Origin of the sequence: Aquimarina sp. MMG016, assembly GCF_018100805.1 — a bacterium.
Taxonomy (GTDB): domain Bacteria; phylum Bacteroidota; class Bacteroidia; order Flavobacteriales; family Flavobacteriaceae; genus Aquimarina.
On the sequence record NZ_JAGJEA010000013.1, the window covers coordinates 69,452 to 88,214 of the forward strand.

The window sequence follows — 18,763 nt, forward strand, 5'->3', positions numbered from 1 at the left end:
TCATATTTTTTTTGATTATTTACTTTGAATTTCAAAGTACTTTTAAAAACACAAAATGAGAGCATTTATTTTAGAAACAATATATGAATGGAGCAAGATCCCTTATCAGAAATGGTTCAAGAAAAACACACCTTGGGATATCTCTTTAAAAACTTTACTGCAATATCCTAAAGAAAGCTTAGGATTTCACTTGGGTTGTTTTTTACTAAAACATGATTTTAGCCCACAACCTAAACTGGAAAATCATGATGTATTCCATGTATTAACTGACATAGGGATCTCAGTTCCGGAAGAGGTTGCTATGCAATATTATCTTTTGGGGAATGGGAAACGAAGCCTATATCTACTATCTGTAATTTTCTTAGGCACACTACTCTACCCTGATAAATTAAAATTATTTAGAAAAGCATATCGTACAGGAAAAGCAGCTTATACTTTTCACCAGCTGGATTATCAAAAATTATTACACAAAGACATTCAAATATTACAAACTACATTTTTAATATCACCATTATGGAAATAAGACAAACCATTAACAAAAAAGCTTTAATACTAGCGACAATAAGTTTTCTTTTAGGAACATTAATTCTATTGCTCTATCTGGTTTTTGGATCAGAAGCCTTTCTGGTGGGAGGATTGTTTTATGTCCTCATAGCATTAGTAATTAATGGAATCACATTCATCGGTATCATTGCTAATGCTATTATCAATTATCAATACTATAAAGAAAATCTGACAACCATTCTACTTTTCTCAATCAATATTCCGGTAGCAATTGGCTATGTATTCCTGGTTATGAACAATCCATTTTTAACTAATTCTTATTAAATGAATACGATCTATAAACAATTACCTTTTATTAAGGGTTTCGCAGCAGCTTTAGCATTCAGTTTTATCCTATTATTTATTAGAATTATAAAAACAGATTCAATATTTTTTATGTTTCTGGTATGGAATCTATTTCTAGCATGTATCCCATATGGAATTACTTTTTTATTGAGTATAAAAAAAGTCAACAAAATTCTATTTTGGTTAGGTTTTGTGATATGGCTGGCATTTTTACCCAATTCACCATACATACTTACCGACTTGCAACATATAAGATTAAGCACTTTAACATCTGTTTGGTTTGATGTACTACTGATCTTATCATTCGCTATTAATGGTTTGATCATTGGTTTTGCTTCTCTACAGTTAATGCAAAATTTACTCAGAGAACGGTTTTCTATAAAAATTACAAATTTTATAACCTACATAACCTTACTCCTGTGTGGTTTCGGAATTTACCTGGGTAGGGTATTACGATGGAACAGTTGGGATATACTACAGGATCCAATTGGTATTCTATCTGACATCCTCAAAAGAATTCTGTTTCCGATAGAACATCTCAACACTTGGGCATTTACTATAGGTTTTGGTGGATTTCTAATCATTACTTATCACCTTATTCAATATCATCAAGAAAAAAAATAATTCAAACACTATAAATCTTACATATCATGGATACACAACCGCAAAAAAAGTCATTTGGGCAATGGATAAAAACCTCCATAACCGTTCGTATGTTAATGGTAGGAATACTAATTCTAGTATTATTAATTCCATTATCGTATATCAAAAACCTAATACAAGAACGATCTTTTAGACAAGAAGAAGTGGTTAGCGAAATCAATCAAAAATGGGGAAACCAAGTTTTGTTATATGGTCCAGTTCTAAAAATCCCTTATCAAATTCATCATCCAAAAAAGATTTGGGATGAAAAGACTAAAGGATATATTACAGAGGATAAAATCACCGTACACTATTCTTATTTTTTTCCTAACACCTTAGATATTAATGCCAATATTGAATCCGAAACTTTAAAAAGAGGCATCTATGAATCGGTAGTATACACTTCTGACATGAATATCAAGGGAGCTTTTACAGCACCAAATTTTGAAATGCAAGATATCAAAACCGAAGATATCTTATGGAACAAAGCTACCGTAATCATCAATTCTACCAACTCCAAGGGAATCAAAAGCAATCTGGAATTACAATTAGGATCAGAAAAATATCCACTACGATCTCGATACTCAAAGAACTCATACACCAATACCTTAGAAACAAAATTTCTAAAGGAAGTATCAATTCCTAAAGAGAATTCTATAGATTTCAGTTTACATCTTAAAATAAACGGAAGTGAGCAACTACGATTCATCCCGGTAGGCCGTGAAACAAACGTATCCATGACTTCGAACTGGTCATCCCCAAGTTTTAATGGCAATTACCTACCGGACACTAAAACCAAGCAAATTACCAAAGATGGTTTTAAAGCAGATTGGAAAATATTGGAAATTAATAGAGAATTCGAACAAGAATTTTTTGGTGAGTTACCCGAGATCACTTCTTCCGCTTTTGGTGTTAAGTTACTTATCCCTGTGGATGAATACCAAAAGAGTGAGCGTGCCACTAAATATGGATACCTGGTTATTGCTTTAACTTTTCTGGTATTCTTTTTAATCCAAAGTATTAGTAAAATTCATATTCACCCATTTCAATACCTGATGATTGGACTGGCACTGACGATGTTTTATACACTTCTGATTTCTATATCTGAGCATTCTAGTTTTTTACACGCTTATGGTATTGCAGGTGTTTCCGTAGTTATACTCATTTCTATGTACTCTAAAGCAATCCTAAAAAGTTTCAAGTTCATGGGATTCATCGCAGCTTCTTTAGCGGCTTTGTATGCTTTTATTTTTGTGATCATTCAACTAGAAAATTATGCTTTACTAGTGGGTAGTATAGGGTTGTTCTTAATTCTTGGAACCATTATGATGGTATCTCGTAAGATTGATTGGGGAAATTATTAGGTTGTTAGCCACAATTATTTAAAAAATCATTCAGTTATAATCAAAAAACATAAAATGTTGAAAAAAATATTGTCATTACTGTTTTTCACCGTATTTCTATTTCCAAAATACGGTATTGCTCAGGAGAAAAAAATAACTACAGGAAGTAAAAACGGAACACTCATAGCCATAGGAGGAGGGAAAATTGGTGATACCGACATTATGAAAGAATTTCGTAATCTGACTGGTGGAGATTCTGCTAAAATAGTTGTAATTCCAACTGCTTTTGTTAGAAATAACCAAATTGATACGACGTTGCTAAAAACAAATTTTAAAAAATACGGTATCCCCAATTTTACTATTTTACATACCAGTGATCCTGCAAAGGCCAATACAGATGATTTTGTTAAGCCCATTAAAGAGGCTACAGGTATCTTTTTTACTGGCGGCAGACATTGGCGAATTGCAGATAGTTATTTAAACACTAAAGTACAAGAAGAATTATTTAAGTTGTTAGACAGAGGAGGTGTAATTGCAGGATCCTCTGCAGGTGCAACTATCCAAGGTTCTTATTTAGCAAGAGGAGACACTAAAAACAATCAAATTATGATGGGAGATCATGAAGTTGGATTCGGATTTATCTCAAATATTACAATTGATCAACACGTTTTAACCAGAAATAGACAATTTGACATGTTTACAATTCTTAAGAATAAACCTGAGCTATTAGGTGTAGGAATTGATGAGAGCACAGCTATTATTGTCAAAGGAGATATTCTCGAAGTTATTGGAAAAAGTTATGTTCTTATCTATGACCAATCATTCTGGTCTATCGAGGTATCTAACCTGTATACAGGTTCTGCTAAAAAGAATTTACCTAATAAAGATCAATTATTCTATTTTCTTAAAAATGGGGATAAATATAATTTAAGAGAAAGAAAAGTAATTTGGGAATAAATATAAATGCTTAAACGTAGTGCATCACCTCGTAAAATAATTTCAAAACCCGCTGTAATTTAATTGAAAAAAGGAGTGCTTCAGATTTTTGAAGCACTCCTTTTTTATATATTTTTAGTCTTTAAAATAATTTTAATGAAAAAAAACATTTGTTTATCTCTCGTTGCAGTCGCTACAGTCTTTTTGTTTTCTTGTAAAACTGAATCTAAAAACGAAAAAATAGTTACTCAAGAAGTTTCCTTTAAAAAGGAAGGAGAACTGACATTATATAGCGTAAAAGACTCTGTTACGAATACGATTACAAAACTAGATATCGAAATTGCTGATAATGAATACGAAATCCAGACGGGTTTGATGTATAGAAAGTCAATGCAAAATGATCGAGGTATGCTATTTATATTTCCAGAAGATGCTCCTCGTTCCTTCTATATGAAGAATACTGAGTTTTCTCTGGACATTATATTCATTAATTCTAAAAACAAAGTGGTAAGCATCCAAAAGAATGCAAAACCTCTTAATGAAAGCTCTTTACCCTCTGAAGCTCCTGCACAATATGTTTTAGAAGTAAATGCAGGTCAGACTGACAAATGGAATCTTAAAACCGGGGATTCTATTGCTTTTATTAAAAAGTAAGCACAACGATTTAGTTAAAATAAAAAATCCGTACATCAAGGTGCACGGATTTTTTATTTATATCCACAAAGAATTACTTCTTAATTACTCTTCGGTCTTCTTTTCTTTTAAACCTACTTTACTTACCGTATCATGCATAATTGGTGTAGCGATAAATAGAGACGAATACGTACCCACTAATACACCAATGATTAATGAGAACATAAACCCTCTTAATGGCACAGCAAAGATAAAAATTGCTACCAATACTAATAAAGTAGTCAATGAGGTGTTTAGCGTACGGCTTAAGGTACTATTTAATGCTCCATTAACATTTTTACTTAGTGGCCAAGTTGTATGCTCCTGGAAGAATTCACGAATTCTATCAAATACTACCACGGTATCATTCAGAGAGTAACCAATTACTGTAAGTATAGCAGCGATAAATGCCTGGTCGATCTCCATATTAAATGGCATAAACTTCCAGGTTAATGAGAATACACCAAGTACTACTAATACATCATGGAATACAGCGGCTACTGCACCTAAACTAAACTGCCATCTTCTAAATCGGAATAAGATATACAAGAATACCACAATCAAAGATCCTAATACAGACCAGAATGCTGCTTTTTGGATATCATCCGCAATCGTAGGACCTACTTTCATAGAAGACATTATACCCACTTGTTTATCCTCATCTCCATCAGAGAATTGCTCATATGTTAAGCTATCCGTTAGGTAAGGCTTCAAAGCTTCATATAATTTCTTAGAAATTTCAGCATCTACTTCTGCACCTGTTTCATTCACCTTATATTTAGTCGTAATCTTTAACTGATTGTTTGCTCCAAGAGTTTTTGCTTGTGCACTTTCAAACACGGCTACAAGATCTTTTTCTACCGCCGTAGGAACAACATCTTTAGCAAAACGAACAGTATAAGTTCTACCTCCAACAAAATCAACACCATAATCTAAGCTATTTGTGAACAAAGAACCAATACCTGCAATTATGATAACTCCTGAAATAACGTAAGATATTTTACGCTTCTTTAAGAAATCAATATTTACATTTTTAAACAAATTCTTAGTAGCTCCCGTAGAGAAAGCTAATTCTTTACCATTTTTACCATATCCATCAATAAACAATCTAGTGATAAAAATTGCAGTAAATAGAGAGGTTAAAATACCAATTAATAAAGTTGTTGCAAAACCTTTAACCGGACCAGTACCAATCACTAATAAGATTAAACCAGTAAGGCCTGTTGTAATGTTAGCATCCAGAATTGAAGATAAAGCATTTCTAAATCCGTCTTTGATCGCATCTACCTGAGATTTACCTTTGGCTAATTCTTCTCGAATCCTCTCAAAGATAAGTACGTTTGCATCCACAGACATACCAATCGTTAATACAATACCAGCGATACCAGGAAGTGTTAATACTGCTCTAAGACCAGCCAATACTCCAAATATAAACAAGATATTTACTACCAACGCAACATCCGCAAAAGCACCTGCTTTACCATAATAGAAAATCATCCAGATCAAGATCAATACTAACGCTATTGCAAAAGACATAATACCACTATCGATCGCTTCTTGACCAAGGGATGGACCAACAATCTCACTTTGAATAATATCTGCAGAAGCTGGTAACTTACCCGCTCTTAATACATTTGCTAAATCTTTTCCTTCTTCTATAGTAAAGTCTCCTGAAATTTCACTTCTTCCTCCACTAATTGGACCTGAAGATACACCTGGAGCAGAATATACTATGTTATCAAGTACAATTGCAATCTGGCTTCTTTGGTTATAAGCACGCTCGGTCATTTCTTCCCATTTCTTAGCACCTTTACCATCCATCTGCATAGTAACCACTACATTATTAGTCTGATCAAAAGTTTGAGCAGCATCAGTGATAACTCCACCACTTAATTCAGGTTCATTATCTCTATTACCCTTAAGTGCATAAAAATCTACTACCTCAACATCTTTTTTACCTTTGCTCCAAGCAAATTTAGTATATCTGACACTTTGTGGAAGTAATGCTCTAATATCAGATCTTCTGAAAAACGCACCTAACTGAGCGGTATCTTTAACATTAGCAGAGAACAATGCTCCCGGTACTAATGGAAAACTAATCAAATCATTAATTGGATTTACTTGTGCTTCTACTTCTGCAGAATCTACAGCGTCTTCTAACAAATCTTCTATAGCTGCATCTGCATCAGTTTTAGTTGTATCTACTTGCGCTGAATCTGCTACTTTTTCAGTATTCTCCTCTACTTCACTTTTTAATTCTTCTACTTCTTTTGGAGCGTTCTTTGCTTCAAGTTCTTGCTTTAACAACTGATTTGCTGCTCCAATAAAAGTACCTAATTCCTGAGAAGTTTCTACATCCCAAAATTCTAACTGAGCCGTACTCTGTAATAATTTCTGTACACGATCTACATCTTCAGCTCCAGGTAATTCTACTAAGATACGTCCAGATTCTCCTAAACGCTGAATATTTGGCTGTGTAACACCGAATTTATCGATACGTTTACGTAATACCTCGAATGCAGAGGTTACAGACTCATCTATTTTCTTTCTTAAAACAGGCTTAACCTGGTCGTTAGTCATATCATAAGTGATATCATCACTTAAGTTTTTATTCGCAAAAATATCCGGCGAAGCTAATTTTGCATCTGGAATTTTCTCAAACTCTGAAAAGAAATCCTCCAAATATGTATTCTGGCTATCTTTTTGTAATTCATCGGTAGCTAGCAAAGCCTGATTGAATGAAGGGTCTTTAGATTTATTAGCTAAACCTTTTAAAATATCTTTTACGGATATCTGAAGAATTACATTGATCCCTCCTCTAAGGTCAAGACCTTTGTTAAGCTCCCACTCTTTTGCTTCATTATAGGTAATACCGGCAAAAATTTCTTCTTTTCCTATGGAATCTAAAAACACACCTTGTGCAGTTTCTCTTAATTTAGAGTCTCCGGCTTCTGGATATTTTTGTTGTGCATATACTTCTGCTTCTTTCTCTTTTGTGTAAGTTAGATACGTAAACGATAATTGGTAAACACATACCAAACCGAATAAAATCGCAAATACCCTAACAAGTCCTTTATTTTGCATTATTTATTTATTTTGGTCAAACCTGGTTAAACGAATACCTATCGAACTCACGCAGAATTTGACAATTGTTTTTAATTATTTACTATGTACTTTTGCTATATCATAACATTGATATAAGCTACATCTAAAAGTTAAAATGATTTTTCAAGAGTTATAAACTACTCTGCTTAACTTTTAAAAATCTGATTAGATTTTTGGAATTTCTTAAAAGCTATGAATTCCAATTAAGAAATTGGTCCGGCTCTTACTTCTGGAATGTTATGAAAAGTGTTATCTATTGCAATTGCAATATTTGTATTTACTTTTTCGGCTACTTTTACAAGCCGGTCTATATTCTGGACATTAATTCCGGAAACAAAACTATTTAGATTATAGGAGGAATCCCCGTCTTGTTCTATGTTTATTTCTAAAACATATTTACCATTAAAGTCAGCATCAAAATCTGTGCTTTTTTGGATTTCATAAACATCAAGGTTGTAATCTCTTGAATCTTCTTTCTTTTTAGGAAATGAGTCATTTTCACCATTTTGATCATAAAATATATGGCTGAGCTCAACATTGCCCTCTTCAGAAAGTATACCTTTTATATAATCTACGTCCTCTTCACTATAATATGTGATTTTGAGCTTACCGTCTTTTAATCCTTTTGATATCCTAGTGTTTTTTACCCCTATAGATTGTAACTGTCTTTTTACAACAGCAATCGCATTTTGGGCTTCTAGAGAGGTAACTTCAACATCAACAAATTCTAATACAATTTCCTGATTAGGTACAACAGTTTGTTGCTGAATAACAACAAGGGCTGCAAGTGCAGAAATTAAAATTCTGAAGTACCATTTTTTCTTCATGCGGCAAATATAAAAAAATTAAAACTGCATTTCTAAAGTCTTTAGATAAATATCTAGTGTAATCCCTTTAATATTATAAATCATTCAAAGAAGAATAACTTAAAATTCTTGCTTTAAATAACAAAAGCTGCAATAAAGCAGCTTTTATTATAAATATTATCTGGATCAAGAAGTATTACAACTCCAATAATCCATTGGTTTTCTTAACGCCTTCTGCACTTTCGGCAAGTTTCGCTTTTTCAGCATCGCTAAGTTCAATTTCTACTATTTTTTCAATACCATTTTTGCCTAATACAACAGGTGCACCGATACATAAATCATTTAATCCATACTCTCCTTCTAACAAAGTAGAACATGGGAATATTTTCTTCTGATCACAAGCGATTGCCTGAACTAATCCAGACACAGCTGCTCCGGGAGCATACCAAGCAGATGTTCCAAGAAGTTTAGTTAAAGTAGCTCCACCAACTTTAGTATCGGCAGCTACTTGCTCTAAACGATCATCAGAAATAAATTCTGAAACCGGCACACTATTTCGGGTTGCCAATCTTGTTAGCGGCACCATACCTTTATCGCTATGTCCACCAATTACCATTCCATCTACATCAGAGATTGGAGCACCTAAAGCTTCTGCTAATCTGTACTTAAAACGTGCACTATCTAATGCTCCTCCCATACCAATGATTCTATTTTTAGGAAGATCAGTTGTTTTATGCACTAGATAAGTCATCGTATCCATAGGATTACTCACCACAATGATAATTGCATTTGGAGAATGCTCTATTAAACTAGAAGACACGGTTTTTACGATTCCTGCATTGATACCAATCAATTCTTCACGAGTCATACCTGGTTTACGAGGTATTCCAGAAGTTATCACAGCAATATCACTTCCTGCAGTTTTAGAATAATCTCCTGTAGTTCCTGTTATTTTGGTATCAAAACCGTTTAAAGAAGCTGTTTGCATTAGATCCATCGCTTTCCCCTCTGCATATCCTTCTTTGATATCTAACAACACTACTTCTGAAGCAAAATCCTTAATGGCAATATATTCGGCACAACTGGCACCTACTGCTCCTGCTCCTACTACTGTAACTTTCATTGTATATATTTTATGATTGAAATTAAATTTATTTGCTTCGCGAAAATACGAATTCTTTAACGATTTCTTTTCTCAAAAAAAGGTTAATTACTGATAAATGATATTGGTCATAATTCCGGTAAAAATCATTCTTTTTCTCATAGAAAAAGGTTCGTAAAATTACGAACCTTATAATAAATCATAATTTAATATTATCAACCAAAATTTATGAATGTGACCCTAAAAAATTATTGAATCACTAATTCGCCACTATACATCTTTGTAGAGGTTTCAATATTAAAAATATAGATTCCTGATCTTAAACCTTGGATTATGGTTTGATCTGATGCTACTCTCATTTTTCTAACTTCTTTTCCGGAAATATCAAACAAAGTAAAAATAAAACCTTCGTCAATATTGCTAAATCTAAGTGCATTTCCGTTTACAATAGGATTCGGGTATAACTCGAATTTTTCATCTTGCACTTCCACCTCATCTGTACTTAAAATTTGTCCGATTCCGTTAAAAAATTGGCTAAAAGAAGTAATATCCGGATTGGAATAGGTTACTGATTGTGCCCCAATGTCAAAAGCAGTTCCTGAAGCTACTTCTCCAGCACTCCAGGTTCCTGATGTATCATCATTGCTATTACGTTTAAAAAGCTTGAGTTCTGATGGATCTGTAATCGATGAAATATCTCCTACTCCTGTAAACTCGATGTTATTTAATACATCAAAAGTAGTATTGGTTCCGTAATTATTAATCACCCAATAAGTATCGCTAATTACAGTCGTAATTGGGTTTGTATCGGGAGCAGCATTGAGTTTTGTCACTACGACCTCTCCATTAGGAACTGTTCCTGAAGCAAAGTCTATACTAACTCCAGCGCCTGCAAAATCCTTAACTCCAGAAGAATTAACCTCCATTTTTGCTGATGTTCCGATACCTACAGGAGCGGTAGAACCTAAAAACTCAGGAGTTCTTCTTAAAATAAGATCTCTACTCGATTTTTTATCATAAATCTTAGATCCGTCAATTAATTGATTAAACTGCCAATATGCCCGAAGATTGGGATCAGACATATCTGTCTGAATTAAATGTCGCTGTAGCCTTATTTCGTCCTCTGTTAGGGCTCTATCCCAAACTTTGAGCTCATCAATAAACCCACGAAAAACACGATACCATAATCCCGCATGATTACCAACATAATAATTATCCATATTAAATGGATTACTATTAGAATTCGATTTTGCTGCTTTTTGTTCATTTACATATAACGTAATCTCAGTTGGTGTGGTTACCATAGCTACATAATTCCATTCTCCAGGGTTTACAAAAAGTCCTGGATTCCATTGCCACTGACTTCCCTTATAATGAATTTGCAACTCATTAGAGGTTCTTATATTAAGTGCTATGTTACCACCATTTGTATTATCTTTTGAAGAAAAAATAGCCGCAGCTCCTTGTTGAGTAACATCATCAGGTTTAATCCAAGCGGTCATGGTAAAATGAGTAACATTATCTAATCCAAAATCTTCTCCCTGTAAATATTCATCATTAAAATTATTGGTAGATGTGGTATACATTGCATTTCCGATATCTGCAACTGCGGTAGTACATAAATCTTCCTCAAATTCTATCATATTTACTACAGTTTTAGTATCCGAATTACCCCCTACATCTGTTACGGTTAGGGTAACATCATAAGTACCAGGAATATCATATCTCACAATAGGGTTTCTTATCGTAGCATCAGAAACATAACTCGCACCAGGAAAACTCCATAACCAACTTGCCCCCTGATGTTTTAACACCGAAAAATCTTCAAACTGAATATCATCTCTTGAACAATAATATTTTTTATTAAGTGTAATAGGTTGGGCAATGGGTTTTGAATCTTCATATAAATTACTTTCTAACATTCCGTAATTATAAGTTGCCGCCCTTATTTTTCCATCTCTGTAAAATGGAATGAGTTTATTAAAATTTCTTCTTCCCGGTAAACCATCTCCAAATTCTATCCAATCCGTCATACTATCATTTCGATAATACACATCCCTATAGGTTACAGCATAAACCCCACCTTCAGTTCCATCCTGAATAATCAAGTGTCGTACAGAACGATCTAGTGTTGATGTCGTGAGATTTGTCCAACTTACGCCTCCATCTATAGATTTAAAAACCTTGTTTCCGTTTGACCAATCATTACCATAAGAAACATACACTTCATTTTCATCATCTGTAGCTACCTGTAGTTCTACATACGAATTACTTCCTGGACCTGCCAATTCTGTCCAGGTAGCACCTCCATCTACAGATTTCCATAGTTTAGTAGCAGAGCTGGGCAAATATTGTACTACATATATATAATCAGGATTTGCTCTGGGGATTTCTATATCTGTAACTTTATGTTCGATATCTGTACCAAATTCATATATCATATTATAAGTAGCACCCCCATCTACTGTCTTCCATAATTTATTATCCCTCCCTAAATATTGTGTGTTTGCATATCTGGGGTCACTTACTACTTCACTTCTTTTAGCTAAGCTATAAATTTCTTGATTAGGATATTTGGATACATTAACAATTGCGTTTGTAACAGGGTCCGTAAAATTTTCGGGTATTACCTTATCACTAATATCACTAAAGCTAGCTATATTATTTGCAGGGTTCATATATCCTGTCGGGGCTTCTCCACCGCCTAAAGCAATAAATCTTCCATTGGCATAATTAGGTTTATATACAGCATTACCATTATGATAGCGCCCTCCAACCACAATATCCTCATTCCACCCTTGACCAAATCCCCAATATTCGGTTCCGTCTATTCCGGTCATTTTACTATCTATATAATCAAAATTAGGATCATACAAGTCTAATCCTCCATCAGAAGCTACCCAAACATCATTTCCATTAATCTCTATTTCTTGTATATCCGGATGACGATAGTGATCCCCGCATCCATCACATTGATAACCACCCCATCTGGTAAAAGTTTTCGCTCCGTCTTCTGATTTAAAAAGATTCAACAGTCCTACTAAAAATCTATCGGGATCCGTATCCGAAACATCAATAGCCGCATTATAAAATCCTTGATCATAATTACCACCACCAATTCCAAAACAAGACATACACCAATCGTCTGTTGCATTATAAGGTCCTCCGGGATCATTATCAGCATTACCATCACCATCACCATCATACGGCAACACCCAAGTTTCTCCCGCATCACTACTCATATAAATCCCTTGAAAATTTACATCCTCTGCATATGAATCATCATTTCCTAATAACAAAACATACAGCCTATTAGGGTCTGCAATTGTCACTCCAATCCTGGCACCACCTGCACTTACCGCAACATCTCCTGTCGGGCTGTACCACCCGGATGTTTTTGCTGCAAAGGAAGTTCCACTATCTATTGACTTCCATATTTCAACAATATTTTTAGTTGAATTTGTTCGCGCTACAAAAATGGTATTGTTATCATCTGTTTTTCGTTCTATATCCCAACACCTCTCTCCAGATAGAATATGACTCCAGGTACTACCCCCATCTATACTTTTGTATAAACCAAGCCCCCCAGCTGTAATAATCTCCTGACTATTGTCTGGATTAATTGATATATCCGTAATCCGTAATCCCGAAATATTATGGATCTCTGACCAACTACCCCCTTGATTAGTGGATTTATATAACGAATTGGAATTAGCGATATAAAAAATCTGATCACTATTAGGATCAATCGCTACGGCACCAATTCCTCTAGAACCAAATAATAACTCATTAGCAGTTAACGTCCAACTTTCTGCCTTATCGGTAGAAAAATAAACAGTTCCTGTTTCAGTTCCGGCAATAAGCACATTAGTATTACTCTGAGATTGATCAATGGCATATATATTAGAATGTCGAGACTGTTTTCTAGAGCCTGTGGATTGGTAGGTATCAAAAGGCCCCATTCTTGTCCAATTGGCCACTAGTTTATTATTTTTTATTCGAGATTTTTTAGGAGCATTCGCTTTCTTAAGTATTTTTTCTTCAGTTACAGATGGGATATAGATACTTCCATCTTCTTTTACATATTGATTGGAGTACACCATTCGCATGAAATGCTTATAATTCTGTGTATGCACATTTTTTACCAAAGGTTTGTCATGATAATATCTCTCATAAGCTAAAGCAATTTTTTCGACATTTGGGTTTTCGCTATACATTAGCTCAACCCATTCTGGTGAATCTGATGTTAGCGTAGGTATTGATTTGAATAGTTTAGGATACTTAGGCGATACAACAATCACATCATTTTGACCTAGCAAAATGCTATAATTAAAGACAAATGCGATAATTAGTGTCCAGTGTATTTTTTTGTTCATAGCAGTGAATTTTATATACAATGTGATTACTAAAGTTACAAAAAAAAGCGGAAATTTCCGCTTAAAAATCACATCTAAACACTACTAAACCGTTATTAACAAGTAATAAATAGTTGTTTACAAGTAAATTAAAATCCTACTTTCATTCCTAAGGTAAGGTTTTGATAATTCTGAAGAGAATAATCTAAATTAGCTCTAAAAACTCCATATTGAACCTTAGCTCCAATTGTTGCTTTAACACCATTTGTCTTATTTCTTACGCTAATAGGATTGGTAATTATATCTGAAGCAAATGGCCCATTCTGGATCTGATATGTACCCAATACGTCTGCATCTGTAGAGCCAAAATAATATCCAATACCTCCATAGAAATTAATTACAGGTAATTTTGTAGATAAGATACCAGATATCACCCAGGAATTAGAGTTTAATTTTACTTCCTGACCACTACCTCCAATACCACTTTCGGCATTGAGATCATAAAACCCCTTAACATTAGTATACCCTAATAAACCAGAAATCCTTAAAGGAAATCTCTTTAAGCTAAAAATCCAATCCGTAATTTCATGTTGTAAAGCTGCTCCGTACAGCTGTATTTTTGCATTATCTCTAACTTTAAGTTTTGGCAAAAAACGTAACTTTATTTCTGTACTCTTTATCAGTCCCATTGACCCCTGAATAAATCCTCCCGGAATTGAATTAAGTGCAGATCCTCCAATACCATTAGGTAGAGTTACCTGAAACTCCGAAATCTGTCCTGGGTTAATAGTTACAGAAATACCATTTTGATTTTGCCCTAATGCGTTAGGAACATTTTCTGCTGTTCCTAAATTAGGATCTGTAAAAACAAGATCTACATAATCCCGGGTATTTAATAAAAATGTTTGCTTTTCCTCTCTTACAAAAGATAAATTACCTACGACACCTATTTCAAAATGAAATAGTTTTTTGACTTTAGCAGTATTATACCAACCATTAGACATATTATTAACAAGAGATTCTCCTCCAGCAGCAAAATAATCCTGGCTATAGCGTTGGGCATTAACAATACCTATTTCTAGAATACGGTCAATATCCGTCTGAGAAAATGATAAATGGCTAACAAGTAATACTAATAAAAGAATTAGTTTTTTCATAAGATTTGGGCTTAATAGGCAATGCAATATAAAAAAAATCCGCTATACCCAAGTATAACGGACTTTAATAAAGAATCTTATATTTTGTTAGGCATCAATATTAGCATATACCGCATTTTTCTCTATAAACTCTCTGCGAGGAGGTACTTCATCACCCATCAACATAGAAAAGATACGATCTGCTTCGGTTAAATTATCGATACTAACTTGTCTTAGTGTTCTATATTCAGGATTCATAGTTGTATCCCACAATTGTTCTGCATTCATCTCTCCAAGACCTTTATATCTTTGGATTTTGGAATTTTCTCCAAACTGCTGTACAATTTGATCTCGCTGATCGTCATTCCAAGCATACTGTTTCTTAGCACCTTTCTTTACTAAATAAAGTGGTGGTGCAGCAATATAAATATGTCCTGCCTCAATCAATTCTTTCATATATCGAAAGAAGAATGTCAAAATTAATGTCGAAATGTGACTACCATCTACATCCGCATCACACATAATTACAATCTTATGGTATCTTAATTTAGAAAGATTTAATGCTTTACTATCTTCTTCAGTTCCAATAGTGACACCAAGAGCCGTAAAAATATTTTTTATCTCTTCATTTTCAAAAACCTTATGATGCATGGCTTTTTCTACATTCAAGATCTTTCCACGAAGGGGAAGAATTGCCTGAAACATACGATCTCTTCCTTGTTTAGCAGTTCCACCTGCAGAATCTCCCTCAACCAGAAATACTTCACATAATGCAGGATCTTGCTCTGAACAATCAGATAATTTACCAGGAAGCCCACCAATACTCATTACGGTTTTACGTTGCACCATCTCACGTGCCTTCTTAGCAGCATGACGTGCCTGAGCAGCCAAAATTACTTTTTCGACTATTGTTTTAGCATCACTTGGGTTTTCTTCAAGATAGTTTTCTAACATTTCAGAAACTGCCTGAGATACCGCAGATGTTACCTCTCGGTTACCTAATTTAGTTTTAGTCTGTCCTTCGAATTGCGGTTCTGCAACTTTTACAGAAACAATAGCCGTTAATCCTTCGCGAAAATCATCTCCCGCTATTTCGAATTTCAACTTATCTAACATTCCTGATGAATCTGCATACTTCTTTAGTGTCGAAGTCAATCCTCTTCTAAACCCAGAAAGATGCGTACCTCCTTCATGAGTATTGATATTATTAACATAAGAATGTAAATTCTCTGCATATGAGTCATTATAAATCATCGCAACTTCTACGGGAATATCATTCTTCTCTCCTTCCATAGAAATTACATCACCAATAATTGCACTACGGCTTGTATCCAGGAATCTCACAAATTCTTTTAAACCTTCTTCAGAATGAAATACTTCTGAAACATAATTTCCATCATCATCTTTATGACGCATATCCGTCAGGGTAATCGTAATCCCCTTATTTAAATATGCTAATTCACGCATACGACTAGCCAACGTATCATAATTATATTCTGTAGTCTGCTGAAAAATAGAAGTATCCGGTTTAAAGGTTACAATTGTACCATTAAAATCAGTGTCCCCTGTAGACTTTACAGGATACAACGGTTTACCTCTCTCATATTCCTGCTCCCATACTTTACCATCTTTATGAACAATGGCATGTAAATGATCTGATAATGCATTTACACAAGAAACCCCAACCCCGTGAAGTCCTCCTGATACTTTATAAGAATCTTTATCAAATTTTCCTCCTGCCCCGATCTTAGTCATTACAACCTCTAAAGCAGAAACACCTTCTTTTTTATGAATTCCTACCGGAATACCTCGACCATTATCTTTGGTTGTGATAGAATTATCTTCGTTAATGGTAACATCGATAGTATCACAATGACCAGCAAGCGCCTCATCTATAGAATTATCTACTACCTCATACACTAAATGATGTAACCCTCTTACACCAACATCTCCAATATACATCGACGGACGCATACGCACATGTTCCATCCCTTCCAATGCCTGAATACTATCGGCTGAATACTTATTTTTGTTTGCTTCTTCGCTCATAAACCAGCTTTATTTTTATGATAATTTTGGTTAACGAACAAAGATAAAAAAACAGTAAAAGGATAAAAGGATTTTATTGAAGATGATTTAAAGAGTTATCAACAATTAGTTAAGAATAACACTATAAAAAGAAAAAACGCTCTTAAAAGTGATAAAAACAAGCTTAAAAACGATTTAAGAATATCATAACATTTTATTATTTGACAATTTCTGCATCACAAGTCTTTAAAAATGAGCTGTATAATATTCATACACTAGGAACAACAACTATTCAAAACAATTTCTAATTAATATTCAAAAAATTATATACACAGATATCACTTTAACCCATATTATAACCTACACTAATACTCTTATTTACTAGTAAAATCATAAAATCAAAGAGATAAGGATTCAAAAAGTTTACCAATAAACCTATAAAAAAGATGTATAAAGTACATCATACCGAATTGCAAAACAAAATAAATCTATACGCATACTAGTCCAGATATTACGAATACTCAATCATTAACATGAATTAAGAGTTTTTAAAATACTTTTAACTTATAAAATTGTAATAACAGTGACAACAAGTTAGTTATCACCTTGGAAAAAACAAACTCAAATTTTAAAAAATGAAAACTAAAAATCTTTTTAATTTAGTAAAAGTAACTACATTAAGTCTTGGGCTTTTTATCACTTCCTGTACTAATGAAAGTTTTGAAGAAAGTCCGGAAAATCTGGAAACTCCTCAACTTGTAGAAAAATATTTCAAAGGAACTCTTATAGAAGTTGAAGAACTTGAAAACGGAATGTTTAAATGGGGGGATGTGGAATTTAATCCAGAGCAATTACAAGACGAAAAAACTATCTATGACTCAAACCAAACCCCAGGTGAAATCGATGCCAAGCTTGGGCTTGCTTCCGGAGTTAGAAAATGGAGAGACAACACCATTGTTTATGTATTAGATCGTAGCCTTACTAGCAATCAACGTGATGTTACTTTTAAAGCCATGGAGGAATGGACTTCCAAAACCAATATAAAGTTTAAAGAAAGAACTAATGAACGTTCTTATGTAACTATTCTTAATAATGGTGACCAATGTAATTGTGCTTCTGCGAGTTTAGGAGACAATGGTTCTAGAGGTAGAATCAACATGGGAGTAAGAACTGGAGTTGGAGTAATGACTCATGAAATTGGACACACTCTAGGTTATCTACATGAACAAAACCGTAGTGACCGAGATCAATTTGTTGATATTTTTCCTGAAAACATTCAGAATGGCGCTATAAGCCAATTCAGAGTAGATAACAACTCAGTAAACCCGGGTCCTTTTGATGTTAGGTCTATCATGATTTATAGTAGTTTTACTTTCAGTAAAAACCGTCAACCCGTAATGCTAGAGAAAAATGGTGATCGTATACCGTTTAGAAGTGTATTATCTGCCGGTGATATTGCTGGGACCAATAAGCTGTACCCTGCAGGAGATGGCGGTGGTGGAGATACCGACACTTGCGAAGGGATTGATGAATGGGTAAGCGGTAGACAATACCAAGTTGGTGACAGAGTAACGTATAGAGGAAAATTATACGAAAGAGATTTCTCCTCGTGGAATCTAATTAAAGAATGTGACACCACTAACCCGCCTGCAGATATTTGTGACGGAGTAGCTGAATATAATAGATTTACAAGATACAATCCTGGTGACAAAGTAACTTATCGAGGTTTCTTATACGAATTACAAAGTAATAGAAGATGGTCTAATCAAGGGCGATGCGGAAATTAAGT

General features: G+C 34.1%; 13 protein-coding genes. 7 read left to right on the plus strand and 6 right to left on the minus strand.

Translation table 11 applies throughout. The features are described 5' to 3' along the window. Positions 1-55 precede the first annotated feature (55 nt). From J8M14_RS19215 to J8M14_RS19240, 6 genes are all read left to right on the plus strand, one after another. Positions 56-523 (plus strand): Coq4 family protein, encoded by a 468-nt coding sequence (locus tag J8M14_RS19215; RefSeq protein WP_211076449.1) that lies wholly within the window; start codon positions 56-58, stop codon positions 521-523. Then, the gene (locus tag J8M14_RS19220; protein WP_211076450.1) at positions 514-828 is read left to right on the plus strand and encodes a hypothetical protein; all 315 of its coding nucleotides are present in this window, start codon (positions 514-516) and stop codon (positions 826-828) included. The genes J8M14_RS19215 and J8M14_RS19220 overlap by 10 nt, the downstream gene beginning before the upstream one ends. Continuing rightward, entirely contained in the window at positions 829-1,473 is a 645-nt protein-coding gene (locus J8M14_RS19225) for a DUF1361 domain-containing protein (RefSeq protein ID WP_211076451.1), read from the plus strand. Positions 1,474-1,499: 26 nt separating this feature from the next. Next, complete coding sequence (gene creD, locus J8M14_RS19230) at positions 1,500-2,855, plus strand: cell envelope integrity protein CreD (protein ID WP_211076452.1); 1,356 nt, start codon at positions 1,500-1,502, stop codon at positions 2,853-2,855. Between the two features lie 54 nt (positions 2,856-2,909). Beyond that, the gene (locus J8M14_RS19235; protein WP_211076453.1) at positions 2,910-3,791 is read left to right on the plus strand and encodes a cyanophycinase; all 882 of its coding nucleotides are present in this window, start codon (positions 2,910-2,912) and stop codon (positions 3,789-3,791) included. 135 nt (positions 3,792-3,926) lie between these two features. Then, positions 3,927-4,424 carry a DUF192 domain-containing protein gene (locus tag J8M14_RS19240; RefSeq protein ID WP_211076454.1) on the plus strand — a complete coding sequence of 166 codons (498 nt, stop codon included), beginning with the start codon at positions 3,927-3,929 and terminating at the stop codon, positions 4,422-4,424. A gap of 84 nt (positions 4,425-4,508) precedes the next feature. On the opposite strand, the gene secDF is transcribed toward J8M14_RS19240, so the two are convergent. From secDF to gyrB, 6 genes are all read right to left on the minus strand, one after another. Further along, positions 4,509-7,526: a protein translocase subunit SecDF gene (gene secDF / locus J8M14_RS19245; RefSeq protein WP_211076455.1), complete on the minus strand. Its 3,018-nt coding sequence runs from the start codon at positions 7,524-7,526 to the stop codon at positions 4,509-4,511. Between the two features lie 224 nt (positions 7,527-7,750). Beyond that, a complete protein-coding gene (locus tag J8M14_RS19250; RefSeq protein WP_211076456.1) occupies positions 7,751-8,374 on the minus strand; it encodes a hypothetical protein in 624 nt (207 codons plus the stop codon). Between the two features lie 175 nt (positions 8,375-8,549). Next, positions 8,550-9,476 (minus strand): malate dehydrogenase, encoded by a 927-nt coding sequence (gene mdh, locus J8M14_RS19255; protein ID WP_211076457.1) that lies wholly within the window; start codon positions 9,474-9,476, stop codon positions 8,550-8,552. A gap of 227 nt (positions 9,477-9,703) precedes the next feature. Further along, complete coding sequence (locus tag J8M14_RS19260) at positions 9,704-13,831, minus strand: LamG-like jellyroll fold domain-containing protein (protein WP_211076458.1); 4,128 nt, start codon at positions 13,829-13,831, stop codon at positions 9,704-9,706. A 128-nt stretch (positions 13,832-13,959) separates the two neighbouring features. Further along, positions 13,960-14,967 carry a DUF6588 family protein gene (locus tag J8M14_RS19265; RefSeq protein ID WP_211076459.1) on the minus strand — a complete coding sequence of 336 codons (1,008 nt, stop codon included), beginning with the start codon at positions 14,965-14,967 and terminating at the stop codon, positions 13,960-13,962. Positions 14,968-15,054: 87 nt separating this feature from the next. After that, positions 15,055-16,995 (minus strand): DNA topoisomerase (ATP-hydrolyzing) subunit B, encoded by a 1,941-nt coding sequence (gene gyrB, locus J8M14_RS19270; protein ID WP_211076460.1) that lies wholly within the window; start codon positions 16,993-16,995, stop codon positions 15,055-15,057. A gap of 614 nt (positions 16,996-17,609) precedes the next feature. Here gyrB and J8M14_RS19275 point away from each other — a divergent pair. Further along, the gene (locus J8M14_RS19275) at positions 17,610-18,761 is read left to right on the plus strand and encodes a M12 family metallopeptidase (RefSeq protein WP_211076461.1); all 1,152 of its coding nucleotides are present in this window, start codon (positions 17,610-17,612) and stop codon (positions 18,759-18,761) included. Positions 18,762-18,763 lie beyond the last annotated feature (2 nt).